Source organism: Pseudogemmobacter bohemicus (assembly GCF_003290025.1).
Classification (GTDB): Bacteria; Pseudomonadota; Alphaproteobacteria; order Rhodobacterales; family Rhodobacteraceae; genus Pseudogemmobacter; species Pseudogemmobacter bohemicus.
Genome location: NZ_QNHG01000003.1, coordinates 586,781 through 599,821, shown reverse-complemented (window position 1 = coordinate 599,821; position 13,041 = coordinate 586,781). Strand labels below are relative to the sequence as shown.

Genomic DNA, 13,041 nt, shown 5'->3' with positions numbered 1-13,041 from the left:
TCCCATTCCACTTGCCCGAACCCCGGCCAGAGCGCAGGTTGCCGGCAGGAGGATCGGGCGATGACACCCACATCCGCCGGGTACATTATGGGCAGGCTCAAGACCGTGGCTGCCCTGCCGCTGCCTGATCCCTTTGCGTCGTGGCTGGACGTGCCCCTCTGGGCCACTGGCGCGTGGGCAAGGCTGTCTCGCTGGCCGTGCCCTTCATGCTCAAGGATGCCGACAAACGCGAAAACCTGCTGCAAGCTGCACCGCAACTGGGTTTCTTCGCCGCCTGCCCGGAACGCTTCGCGGAGGCATATGTCCGGCTGCAGCATGGCGAAGGCTACCGCCGTGACGAGGCTGACGACGCAGAGGCCGCATAGCGCACGCACAGGTGCTGGATGGACCGGGAGGCGGGATATTTCGGTATCGCTGCCATTGGTCAGGCTGCGATGGTCCAGCCCCCTATCCGAGCAGAAAGTGATCAACCTCGGCGTGCCGTTGCGCCGTGCGAGCCTTGTGGCCAGCGAGGTCGAACTTTCTCCCGCGATGGGCGGCACCGGCAGGGGCAAGGACTGCAATGCCGAAAACGTCGTTCGTCCTCCCGTTTGATAGACCTGCGGGTGTCGATGCGGTGATCATCATCGACAACGAAGGGGTTGAATGCATCGGCACAGGAGCTGCGCACCGCATATGCCAGTTTGAAATGCCGCCATTCCAGATGATCCCCACACTCCAGCAGAGCTATTTCTAACGCTCCAATGATGATCTCGATGACCAGACCAAACTGGAACGCTGCAGCGTGGATCAGGCGCTCTGACAGCGCTATTTCCAATGTATCCGGTGCCAGACCCAATTCCGCGCGCCGTGCATAACTCTCGATAAGCCCCACCACATCCGGCGCATGGCTGACCGGCGAACCCTGCTATCGGCCGACGGATCCTCGTGTGTCGACAAAAGGGGCGAGAAGCTGTCTGACGGCACTGCGGCCTGACAGCCGCAGCAGTATTCGCAGAGCCGTCCTTCGTGCGGCACGCAATAATACGGGTCCGCATGCTATGTCTGGCCGCACCCCTGGAGGCGATCCGCTCGCCAATGGTCAGTGTGAGGAGAAAATCGAAGTTACGGTTGGCGTGACTGAAATCGGTGCGCGTATATCAGATCAGAGATGGCTGTCCGGGAGCATCCTGCATGTCTGCGCTTGGCAGCATCAGGCACAGAAGGCGGTATTCCATCATGCTTTCGCACGGGATGCCGCAGACGCTTACAGACTGACAATCTGTCGATCGTGATGCCATGCAGGATCAGGCCGTATGGACGAAATGAGCGTCTTAAAGCGTCTGAACTATGGGCGCGGAGTTCATCATAGACGACGTCCGAAATGAAATAAATTTCAACATAAGGGATAAGTCCCATTTCATTTTGACGGAGCAACGAATCTCCGCCAGTGTCTGGCAGCGCCACAAAAATCGCATACTGAAATTTCTTGCAGGACGGGGAGGAGCCGGCCTGCAAGGGGAAATGGGCTGCGGCAGACCGCAGGATGGGAGGAAATATGAAACAGAAGAATTGGGCCGGGCGCATCGCTCCGGCAGCGGTTGCGGCTTGCCTTCTGCAGGGAACCGCTGTCCAGGCACAGGATACCCTGCGCTGCGAACCTGGCGAAACCTATATTATGAATGTGATGGTCTCATCACATCCCTATTGGGTTCCAGTCTATCAGGGCTTCAAACAGGCGGCGGAAGCCTTCGGTTGCGAGACTGTCTTCTCCGGCACCCCTGATTATGACATCACGAAGCAGATCGCGTCGTTCGACCAGGATCTGGTGAAGCAACCAGCGGGCATCCTGTTGCACCCGATGCAATCCGATCCTTTCATTGAACCGATCAACCGCGCCATCGACAGCGGTATTCAGGTCGCCACCTTTGCCGCCGACAGCCCGATGTCGAAACGCACGGCCTATATCACCTCAGACAATCTGGCTGAGGCGAAGTTCGCCGCCGAAGAGATCGTGAAACAGGTGGGGGACAGCGCAGAATATGCGGTGCTGGAAAACCCGGGCCAGTCCAACCATGACCTGCGTGTCACTGCACTGATCAGCTATTTTGAGCAGCACTATCCGAATATGAAGCTGGTGGGACGTCAGGCCACCAACCAGGACACCACTGCGGCCTATCGGGCCACAGCGGCGATCCTGCAGGCCAATCCGAACCTGAAGGCGATCTGGATCCCCGAAGCGGGCTCGGCCGAAGGGGCGGTGACGGCAGTGCTGGAGGCGAAGGCAGATGTGCTGATCATGCAGGCGGACATCACCCCCGCTACGCTGGAGCATATCAAGGCCGGCAATATCCACATGGCGCTCAACCCCAATCAGGGGATGCAGGGGTTCATGGGATTCATGGCAGTGTTCCTGGCCAAGCATTCCGAAGTCTTCGACCCGTTCAACGACTACAAGGTCTCGGGATTCAACCCGGTGCAGATCCCCTATCTCGACAATGGCTTTTCGGTCATCACCAAGGAGAATGCCGACAGCTTTGATCTGAATGTCTATATGGAAGGGCGCGATCCCACCTGATCTGACACGGACCTGCCCCAGCCCCTCCAGGGGGGTGGGGCACCCCATCTCCCTGTATTTCCGGATCCCCCATGACACAGAACGAACCCATTCTTGAGGTCAGGAACGTGACCAGGGCCTTCGGTCCGGTTCGCGCGCTGCAGGGCGTCAACCTCTCCCTGCGCCGGGGCGAGATTCACGCGCTCGCCGGCGAGAACGGGGCCGGAAAATCAACATTGATGAACATAATCAATGGCATCCTGCAACCAGACAGCGGCGAAATCCTGTGGGAGGGGTGCCCTGTTCGCATCCCCTCGCCCCTCGCGGCACAAAGGCTGGGGATCGGGCTCGTGCATCAGGAGATTGCGCTTTGCCCCGATATCTCGGTGGCCGAAAACATCTTCATGATGGCCACGAATGCCAGCCAATCCATGTTTATGAATTATCGCGCGCTGGAGACGCGGGCGCGGCAGGTGCTGGGCCAGATGAGCGATATTGATCCCGCGACCCTTGCCGGGGATCTGCCGATCTCGGCACAGCAGCTGGTCGAGATTGCCAAGGCGCTGACGCTTGATTGCAAAGTGCTGATCCTGGACGAGCCGACCGCCGCCCTGACCAGTCGCGAGGCCGAGGTGCTGTTCGGCATCATGCGTGGTCTCGCGGCCCGTGGGATTGCCATCATCTATATCTCGCACCGGATGGCGGAGATTTTCGGAAATTGCGACCGGGTGACCGTGTTTCGCGATGGCCAGTACATCACCACTTTCGAGACGCGCGAAATCACGCCCGATGACGTGATCAATGCGATGGTCGGGCGGGTCATGGATCAGCTTTATCCACCCAAGGCCACCGCAGGAACCCTGGCAGGCGCGCCCGTGCTGGAGGTCAGCGGCCTCGGAGACGGGCGCCGGTTCCACGATATCAGCCTCACCTTGCGCCGGGGCGAGATTTTGGGGATCGGCGGGCTGATTGGCGCCGGGCGCAGCGAGATCGCGCGCGGCATCTGCCGTCTGCAACCGGTCGTCACCGGCGAGATACGGCTCAATGGTGAGCAGCTTACCCCGCGCGATTATCAGGACAGCATCGCCGCCGGGATCGTCTATCTGTCCGAGGACAGGAAGGGCGACGGCGTTTTTCTTGATATGTCCATCGCCGCGAATGTCTCGGCACTGGATATCCGCCGCGTTGCAGGGCCTGCCGGGCTGATCAGCGACGCACGTGAGATGCGCCAGGCCGCCGATCTGGGGCAAAGGCTCAATCTGAAATGCGGTCAGCTGGTGGACCCGGTCTCGTCGCTTTCGGGGGGCAATCAGCAGAAAGTGGCGATCGCCAAAATGCTGTCGGTCAATCCCCGGGTGATCATTCTGGATGAGCCCACACGCGGGGTGGATGTCGGCGCAAAGGCTGAAATCCACCGTATTCTGCGCGACCTGGCCAATGATGGCGTGGGGATCATCGTCATCTCGTCGGAAATGCCGGAACTGATCGGGCTTTGCGACCGGGCGGTGGTGATCCGCGAGGGCAGGCTCAGCGGCGAGGTCGAAGGCACCGCCATGACCGAAGAAAACATCATGCGGCTCGCCTCGGTTGGGGACGAACGCGGGCAGGTCGCTTGAGGAGGAGACAGGCTTGGAACAGACACTGGCAAATAATGCGAATGACGGCAAAGCCACACCTGGGCGTATCGCCCGGCTGTTCAGGATGCGCGAAGCGGGGCTGATCGCGATCATTCTCGTGCTTTGCGTGGTGATGACCTTTGCCTCTCCCTATTTTCTCACCTGGGTGAATATTCGCGCCATGGTGATGGCCTTCGCGGTTGAGGGCATCGTTGTGGTCGGCATGACCATCCTCCTGATCTCTGGCGGGATCGACCTTTCAGTGGGCTCTGTCACCGCGCTTGCCATGGTGATCGGGGGATGGCTGTTTCTGAACGGGGTCGATCCCTGGCTCGCATCATTGATCGCGATTGCGGCCTGCACCGGGGTCGGGGCGATCATGGGCTTTTTCGTCACCCGGGTGGGCCTGCATCATTTCATCGTGTCGCTGGCGGTGATGGTCATCGCGCGCGGGATCTGCCTGCTGGCGACAGGCGGGAGGCCGCTTGGCCTTTTTGCTCTGCCGGAAAGCTTCAAATTCATCGGTCAGGGATCTGTCGGCCCGATCCCGGTGGTGATCATCATCTTCCTCGTCGTTGTGGTCATCGCGGATTTCCTGCTCCGCCGCTCCACCCTGTTCCGCCGCGTCTTCTATACCGGCTCGAACGAGCGCGCTGCCGCCTATTCCGGCATCCGCACCGGCAAGGTGATCTTCCTGACCACGACGCTGTGCTCGGCGTTGGCCGGGGTGGCCGGGGTGATCTACATGGCGCGGTTCGGTTCCGCCCAGCCGACATTCGGTCTGGGGATGGAGCTGAACGTGATCGCCGCCGCCGTGATCGGCGGAGCCAGCCTGAAGGGCGGATCAGGCACCATCTTCGGGGCGATCCTCGGCTGTGTCCTGCTGTCGCTTGTGTCCAGCTCGCTCGCGTTGATGGATGTCTCGGTTTACTGGCAGGACATTATCCGTGGTTCTATCCTGCTGACTGCGGTGACGGTCGATCACTACCTGAACAAAAAGCGCAAGTAGAGGGGGGGAATATGGCAGATATTTCAATGGATTTCGCGCTCGCGCGTCAGATCCAGATCGTCCTTCTCCTGCATTTCATCGAAGGGTTGCGTCAGTCTGAAATCGCGGACCGGCTGAATCTCTCGACCTCGAAAGTGAACCGGCTGATTGCCCAGGGACGGCGGGCGGGGATGCTGCAGATCACCATCAGCAGCCCCTTTCAGCGGCTGGCTGAGCTTGAGACCCGGCTGGTCGGGGCGACCACCCTGCGCTCTGCCATTGTCACCCCTACCCTGTCTGAGAAATCCGACACTCAGTTGCAGCAGGTGGGAAGTGCTGCGGCAAATCTGCTGGTGGAATCACTGCGCGACGGCGATGTGATCGCCATCACCGGCGGCAAGGCGATCAGCGCGGTTGTCGACAACCTCTCGGTTGACCGGCCAATGAATGTGACGGTGGTGCCGCTGACTGGCGGTGTACAGGGAAAATACTATACGGATGTCAACCACCTGGTGACCCGGATGGCAGAGCGGCTGGGCGGCAGGGCGATGCTGATCCATGCGCCGCTGATGGCCGAGAACCGCGCACAGCGTGACATGCTGCGCGAAATGACTCCGATCCGCGATGTCTTTGAAATCGCACGCCATGCGAATGTGGTGATGGCCGGCATCGGATCAATCGAGCCGCGCGGATCAAGCTATTACGACCTCGCACCGCTGACCGAGGCGGATGGCAAGTTGCTGGTCAATCTGGGGATCGCCGCGGAGTTCATGGCTTTTCTGATCGGGCAGAATGGCCGGGTGGCCGATTTCCCGCTGAACGGACGGCTGGTGGCATTGCAACCCGACGAGCTGGCCGCATGCCGCAATGTGATCGGGGTGGCCTCCGGGCTCCATAAGGCAGACCCGATCCGTGCTGTTTTGCGCGGTGGTTTTCTGAATTCGCTGGTAACGGATGAACGCACAGTGGAAGCGGTAATCTCAGGACTGGAAGGTGCGCGACATGTCGCATGAAATGCTGCAACGAAATATCGGGCGATCAGAAATCCAGGCCTCGGCCATCGGTCTGGGCACCTGGGCCATCGGTGGCTGGATGTGGGGCGGAACCGACCGCGCACAGTCTATCGCCGCCATCCAGGCCTCGATAGATGAGGGTGTCAGCCTGATCGACACCGCCCCGGCCTATGGCCAGGGCCTGGCCGAGGAAATCGTCGGCGAGGCGATCCGGGGCCGCCGCGACAAGGTGGTGCTGGCCACCAAATGCGGGCTGGTCTGGCATGTGCAGAAGGGCAATCATTTCTTTGACTATGACGGAACGCCCGTACACCGCTATCTGGGACGTGACGCTGTTTTCTACGAGATCGACGAAAGCCTGCGCCGTCTGCAGACCGATTACATCGACCATTACATCACCCACTGGCAGGATCCGACGACCCCCATCGGCGAGACGATGGCAGCGCTGGAAGATCTGAAGCGGATGGGCAAGATCCGCTCGATCGGGGCCAGCAATACTTCGGTGGCCGATGTCAGGGCCTATGTCACGGCGGGTCAGCTGGATGCCGTCCAGGAGGAGTACAGCATGGTCCGGCGCGATATTGAGGCATCGCTGCTGCCTGAATGCCGCGAGGAAGGGGTCTCGGTGCTGAGCTATTCTTCGCTGGCGCTCGGGCTTCTGGGGGGGCGGATCGGGCCGGACCGGGTGTTCTCCGGCGATGATCAGAGAAAGGACAATCCGCGTTTCTCGCAGGAAAATCGCCGCAAAGTAGCGGCTCTCATGGCAGAGCTCGGCCCGGTTGCCGCAGCGCATGAGGCCAGTCTTGCCCAGGTGGTGATCGCCTGGACGCTGCAACAGCCTGGCATCACCTTCTCGCTTTGCGGCGCGCGCAATCCCGATCAGGCGCGCGAGAATGCGGCTGCCGGCCGGCTGCGCCTGACCGCTGACGAGATTGCCCTGATGAACCGCGCAGCCGCCCTGCACCTGACCGACCTCGACGGCTGAGCCAAACACCCCTTCCACCGAACCAACGCCGGGGCATGTCCCCGGTGAACGGAAACGTCATGTCCTCACTTCGCGCAGAACAGTTCGACAGCATCAAAGCCGACAGCCATTTCGATGTGATCGTCATCGGGGGCGGGATCAACGGCATCGGCGTTTATCGCGAGCTTGCACTCCAGGGCCTGCGGGTTCTGCTGGTGGAGCGTGATGATTTTTGCTCGGGCTGCAGTGCGGCGCCGTCGCGGATGATCCATGGCGGCCTGCGCTATCTGGAAAATGGCGAGTTCAGCCTGGTGAAGGAGTCGCTCCGGGAGCGGGACAATCTTTTACGCAATGCGCCGCATCTGGTGCGTCCATTGCCGACCACAGTGCCGATTGCCTCGCGTTTCAACGGCATTTTCAATGCTGCTTTCAGCTTTCTGGGCCTGAAACGGCAACCCAGGCCGCGCGGCATCGTTCCCATCCGCATTGGCCTGATGCTTTACGATCTGATCACCCGCAAGGGGCGGCTGCTGCCCGTTCACAGCTTTCATTCCCAACAAGAAACCCGGCAGCGCTGGCCCGCACTTTCGCCCCGGGCGCGCTGGACGGCGACTTATCACGACGCCTGGATTTCGCATCCCGAGCGGCTGGCGATTGAGCTGATCGCCGACACAAAGGCGGCAAGCCCGGCCTCTGTGGCGCTGAATTACGCAGAGCTTCGCCCCGAGGACCGCGCCTTCCACCTATGCGACCGCGAGCATGGCCGGACAGCGCTGGTCACAGCGGATCTGCTGGTGAATGCGACCGGTGCCTGGCTTGACGAAACCATCTCACAGCTTTCCGGGCAGGAAAGCAGCAAACGCCTCGTCTCGGGCACCAAGGGCTCGCATCTCATCCTCGACAATCCCGCGCTTTTTCAGGCGCTGGACGGGCATATGGTGTTTTTCGAGAATACCGATGGGCGCGTCTGCGTCACCTTTCCCTATCTGGGCTGTGTGCTGGCGGGATCCACCGATATCCGTGTCGATCACGCCGGTCGCACCCGCTGCGAGACAGAGGAAATGGATTATATTCTGCAATCGCTGCGCCTGACCTTTCCAGGGCTTGAGGTGACGCCCGAACAGGTCCTGTTCAGCTATAGTGGTATTCGCCCGCTGCCTGCAAGCGATCAGGATTTCACCGGTCGCATATCGCGCGGGCATTTCCAGCACCGGATTGACGGGCCGGTGCCGCAGATATGCATGGTCGGCGGAAAATGGACCACCTTCCGCGCCTTCGCCGAACAGGTCTGCGATGCGGCTCTTATCGAGCTTGGCCGTCAAAGGCTCTGCTCAACCCAAAATCTGGCTATCGGTGGCGGGCGCGATTTTCCCGGTGCAGGCCCGCTGGCACAGCAGTTGCGCGATGAGTTTGGCATTCCGGCTGAACGCGCCTCGCGCCTCGCCACAATCTATGGCAGCACGGCCCGCGCGTTTCTGCACTTTGCCGGTACGCGCAGCGACGACCTTCCGCTCACCCCAGGCTGCCCCCTGACCGGAGCAGAGATCGCCTGGATCGCCGCGCGGGAGCAAGTTGAGCATCTGACCGATCTGATCCTGCGCCGCAGTGATCTCGCGATCACCGGACGCCTCAATGCCGCGACCATTACCGCTGCCGCCGAAAGCATCGCCCGCGTTTTGTCCTGGGATGCCGCTCGCATCCAGGCCGAAACTGACGCGCTGACCAGTGAGCTTGCCCTTTGGCACGGCGTTTCCCCCGAAACCCTTGAAAACCGAAATGAAGAAGGAAATCACCATGCGGCTTAGCCCCAAGGCCCGGATGAACCGGATGTTTACCAACGGCAAATGCCTTGACGTGGCTCTGGACCACGGCGTTTGCAACGAGCCGGGTTTTCTGGTCGGGCTGGAGAATATGCCCCGCGTGGTCGACACGCTGATCGGTGCCCGGCCCGATGCGATCCAGATGGCTTATGGTCAGGCCGATCTGCTGCAATCCAGACCCGAGAAGGACAAGCCCGCGCTGGTGATGCGCATCGACATGGGCAATCCCTATAATGCCATCCGTCACCGGGTCATGTGGTCAATGCTGCAAAATGCCGATGAGCCGATCATCGGCGCGCTGGAAATGGATGCGGCCTGCGTGGTCGTGAACCTTTTCATGCTGCCGGATGAACCGGAGCTGTTCCGGCAATGTGTGGAAAATATCAGCCGCGTCCGCGCCGCCTGTTCGCGCTATGGCATGCCGCTGATGATCGAGCCGCTGGTCATGCTGCCCAATTCGGTGCGCGGTGGCTATCAGGTCGACGGTGACGCAGAAAAGATCATCACGCTGGTGCGGCTTGCCTCGGAAATGGGGGCGGATATCATCAAGGCTGATCCGACCGACGATCCCGAGGATTTCCACAAGGTTGTTGAGACCGCCCGTGTGCCGGTTCTGGTGCGCGGCGGCGGCAAGGAGGATCTGAGGATCGTTCTGGAAAAATCCGCCCGGCTGATCGCTCAGGGCGCGCATGGCATGGTCTACGGTCGCAACATCTATCAGCATGCCAATCCGAAAGCCGTGGTCTCGGCGCTGATGGCGATCATCCATCAGGGCGCCGATGGTCAGGCAGCATGGGACGTTTACAACAATGGCTGATGCGCCGGTTTATCTTCTTGGCCTTGATGCGGGCAATACCGTCATCAAGGCTGTGCTCTTCGATCTGACAGGGCGTCAGATTGCCATGAGCGCGATGGACGGCCAGTCCTCGCAGCCTGCCCCCGGTTTTGTCGAGCGCGATCTGGACGAGTTGTGGTCCAATGCCCGGCAGGTGATCCGCGACTGCCTGAAACAGTCCGGGACAGACCCGCGCCAGATTGCCGCCATCGGCTGCGCCGGGCATGGGAATGGCCTTTATCTGACGGATGCCGCCGGGGCGCCACTGCTGGGCATCCAGTCGCTCGACACCCGGGCGGCAGCGATGGCGGCCGAATTTGCGCCACAGGACGATGCCCTGCATGCCCTGTGCCTGCAAAAGCCCTGGCCGGCACAGACACCGATGCTGCTGGCCTGGGTAAAGCGGCACCGACCGGAGATTTATGCCCGCGCCGCGACACTTTGCATGAGCAAGGATTTCATCAATTTCCGCCTGACCGGCGAGAGGACGGGCGATATATCCGACATGTCCGGCGCGGGGCTCCTGCGGATGCCCGATTGTGTCTATGATCGCGGGCTGATGGCACTTTACGGGCTGGAGGACGCCTTCGCGAAGTTGCCACGTCTGGTGGATCCGGCAGAGATCGCGGGCCATGTCACCGGGACAGCGGCAGAGCAAACCGGCCTCGCGGCAGGAACACCGGTGATCGGTGGCTATTTCGACGTGATCGCCAGTGCGATGGGATCGGGCAGCGTGGCGCCTGGCTCAGCCTCGATCATCGCGGGCACCTGGGGGATCAATCAGGTCTTCTCCGAAGCCCCGGCCACTCACCCGGATGTATTCATGGTCTCCGGCTTTGGCCCGGAGCGTTTCGTGAACATCGAATCCAGTGCCACCTCCGCCGCCAATCTCGAATGGTATGTGCGCGGATTTGTCGAGCGCGGCGGCCATCACGAAGATCCTTTCGGCTTTTGCAATGACAGGGTCGCATCCGTGAACCCCGCCTGGGATGATCCATTCTTCCACCCCTATCTTTATGGTTCGGGCCAGGGCGCAGAATTTCGCGCGGGCTTTTATGGTGTGGCCGGCTGGCATGGTGAAGGCCATCTCCTGCGCGCCCTCTTTGAGGGGGTGATGTTCGAGCATCGTCGCCATATCGGCGTGCTGCGCGCAGCGGGTCTGCCGCTGGAAAACGCGACACTGTCAGGTGGGGGATCGCGCAGCCCGGTCTGGCCGCAGATGTTTGCCGATGGGCTGAATTTGCCGATAAGCGTTGCGACGGCGCGCGAAACCGGCGCCCTTGGGGCAGCAATTGGCGCGGCTGTGGGTGTCGGGCTCTTTGCCGATTACGAGGCCGGTCGTATGGCGATGACATCGGTGGCCCGAACCTATCTGCCAGACCCCAAACAGGTGGAATTCTACAATGAAAGATACGCCCGTTTTCTGGATCTGAGCGAACGGATGCATGGCTTCTGGCAGGCCACCCCACCAGCCCGGGGCCAGCTGTCGGGAGACGCACCATGAGCAATCCCGCAACTGTGCAGATCGACGGGGATTACGATTACATCATCGTTGGCGCAGGGACGGCGGGCTGCGTTCTGGCCAATCGGTTGAGTGTGAACCCACGAACCCGCGTCTTGCTGATCGAGGCGGGCGGCTCAGACAATTACCATTGGGTGCGCATCCCGGTGGGCTATCTTTACTGCATCGGCAATCCCCGCACCGACTGGATGATGAAAACCGAACCGGAACCAGGGCTGAATGGCCGGGCGCTGACCTATCCGCGCGGCAAGGTGCTGGGGGGATGCAGCTCGGTCAATGGCATGATCTACATGCGCGGACAGGCGGCTGATTACGATCACTGGCGCCAGCTCGGCAATATCGGCTGGGGATGGGACGACGTGCTGCCGCTGTTTCTGAAATCCGAGGGGCACTATGCCGGGGCCAGCGAGATGCATGGTGCTGGTGGTGAATGGCGGGTTGCCAGACAGCGCCTGCACTGGCCGATCCTGAAAGCCGTGCAGGCCGGTGCACAGGAGTTCGGCATAGAGCCCCGCGCCGATTTCAACGATGGCAACAACGAGGGGTCCGGCTTTTTCGAAGTCAATCAGAGCGGTGGCCTGCGCTGGAACACAGCACGGGGGTTCTTGCGCCCTGCCCTTGGGCGCGCAAACCTGCGGGTGATCCGCAATGCCTATGTCGAGCGGCTGGTCCTTGATGGCCGCCGTGTCACCGGGGTCCGGTTCTCCCGCGGCGGCCAGAGCTGGGAGGCGCAGGCCCGCAGCGAAGTCATTCTTTCGGCCGGGGCAATCAATTCGCCGCGACTGCTGGAATTATCCGGCATTGGTGATCCCGATGTGCTGCATCCCCTTGGCCTGCCGGTGCATCTGGAACGGCGCGGCGTCGGGGCCAATTTGCAGGATCACCTGCAGATCCGCACTGTTTACCGCGTCAGCAATGCACAGACCCTGAACACCCTCGCGAACAGCGTGACGGGCAAGATGCGGATCGGTTTGCAATACCTGCTGCAACGCAAAGGTCCGATGTCGATGGCACCCAGTCAGTTTGGCATGTTCACCCGCTCGGACCCGGCGCTCGACATGCCGGATCTTGAATATCATGTGCAGCCATTGTCGACCGACCGGCTGGGGGATCCGCTGCATCCCTTCCCGGCGATCACCGTATCGGTCTGCAACCTTCGTCCCGAAAGCACCGGGACCGTGCATCTTACCGATCCGGCCCGGGCGCCGGCAATCCGGCCAAACTATCTTTCGACCGAAGGCGACCGCCGGGTGGCGCTGAAATCGGTGCGGCAGGCGCGCAGAATCATGACCGCAGAAGCGCTGCGTCCTTTCACCCCGACCGAAATCCTCCCCGGCCCCGCGATCGGGAGCGACGCCGACCTGATGGCAGCAATCGGAGATATCGCCACGACCATCTTCCATCCGGTCGGAACCTGCCGCATGGGGACAGATCCTGAGGCAGTCGTAGATCCGCGCCTGCGGTTCAACGGACTCGCCGGACTGCGGATCGTGGATGCTTCTGTCATGCCGAAAATCGTCTCGGGCAATACTGCCTCACCGACAGTTATGATCGCAGAGAAAGCCGCCGGCATGATCCTCGCAGATGCGCACAGCGCGGAAGTAAGCTGATCTTGATCCAGAGGGGTATCGTCGCAGGAACCGCATAGATACCAGGCCCCAGACCCAGGTAGAACCCCACGCTGGAAAGCATCCCGCAGCGTGACCTTGCTGAAATTATGCGCCAAGGGATCGACCTTGCGGTGTTC

The 13,041-nt window shown here is 61.2% G+C and carries 11 protein-coding genes; 10 read left to right on the top strand and 1 reads right to left on the bottom strand.

Annotated features, from left to right (window positions below):
* Positions 1-173 precede the first annotated feature (173 nt).
* Positions 174-365 (top strand): hypothetical protein, encoded by a 192-nt coding sequence (locus DRF71_RS17770; protein ID WP_112311863.1) that lies wholly within the window; start codon positions 174-176, stop codon positions 363-365.
* Between the two features lie 101 nt (positions 366-466).
* Here the strand turns inward: DRF71_RS17770 and DRF71_RS28720 are convergent, their stop codons facing one another.
* On the bottom strand, positions 467-874 hold the full coding sequence (locus tag DRF71_RS28720; protein ID WP_157971146.1) for a hypothetical protein: 408 nt from the start codon (positions 872-874) through the stop codon (positions 467-469).
* 663 nt (positions 875-1,537) lie between these two features.
* Here DRF71_RS28720 and DRF71_RS17765 point away from each other — a divergent pair.
* The 9 genes from DRF71_RS17765 to DRF71_RS17725 all read left to right on the top strand — a co-directional run bounded on the left by DRF71_RS17765 (position 1,538) and on the right by DRF71_RS17725 (position 12,904).
* Positions 1,538-2,557 carry a substrate-binding domain-containing protein gene (locus DRF71_RS17765; protein ID WP_112312144.1) on the top strand — a complete coding sequence of 340 codons (1,020 nt, stop codon included), beginning with the start codon at positions 1,538-1,540 and terminating at the stop codon, positions 2,555-2,557.
* Between the two features lie 71 nt (positions 2,558-2,628).
* Positions 2,629-4,152: a sugar ABC transporter ATP-binding protein gene (locus tag DRF71_RS17760; RefSeq protein ID WP_112311862.1), complete on the top strand. Its 1,524-nt coding sequence runs from the start codon at positions 2,629-2,631 to the stop codon at positions 4,150-4,152.
* 13 nt (positions 4,153-4,165) lie between these two features.
* A complete protein-coding gene (locus DRF71_RS17755; protein ID WP_232831565.1) occupies positions 4,166-5,161 on the top strand; it encodes an ABC transporter permease in 996 nt (331 codons plus the stop codon).
* A gap of 11 nt (positions 5,162-5,172) precedes the next feature.
* Complete coding sequence (locus DRF71_RS17750; protein ID WP_112311861.1) at positions 5,173-6,153, top strand: sugar-binding transcriptional regulator; 981 nt, start codon at positions 5,173-5,175, stop codon at positions 6,151-6,153.
* Positions 6,143-7,138 carry an aldo/keto reductase gene (locus DRF71_RS17745; protein WP_112311860.1) on the top strand — a complete coding sequence of 332 codons (996 nt, stop codon included), beginning with the start codon at positions 6,143-6,145 and terminating at the stop codon, positions 7,136-7,138. Before DRF71_RS17750 ends, DRF71_RS17745 begins: the two co-directional genes overlap by 11 nt.
* A 59-nt stretch (positions 7,139-7,197) precedes the next feature.
* Positions 7,198-8,922: a glycerol-3-phosphate dehydrogenase/oxidase gene (locus DRF71_RS17740; RefSeq protein WP_112311859.1), complete on the top strand. Its 1,725-nt coding sequence runs from the start codon at positions 7,198-7,200 to the stop codon at positions 8,920-8,922.
* Positions 8,912-9,754, top strand: a complete 843-nt coding sequence (locus DRF71_RS17735) for a class I fructose-bisphosphate aldolase (RefSeq protein ID WP_112312142.1) — start codon at positions 8,912-8,914, stop codon at positions 9,752-9,754. The genes DRF71_RS17740 and DRF71_RS17735 overlap by 11 nt, the downstream gene beginning before the upstream one ends.
* Positions 9,747-11,276: an FGGY-family carbohydrate kinase gene (locus tag DRF71_RS17730; protein ID WP_112311858.1), complete on the top strand. Its 1,530-nt coding sequence runs from the start codon at positions 9,747-9,749 to the stop codon at positions 11,274-11,276. Before DRF71_RS17735 ends, DRF71_RS17730 begins: the two co-directional genes overlap by 8 nt.
* Entirely contained in the window at positions 11,273-12,904 is a 1,632-nt protein-coding gene (locus DRF71_RS17725) for a GMC family oxidoreductase (RefSeq protein WP_112311857.1), read from the top strand. The genes DRF71_RS17730 and DRF71_RS17725 overlap by 4 nt, the downstream gene beginning before the upstream one ends.
* The last annotated feature ends 137 nt before the right edge of the window (positions 12,905-13,041 follow it).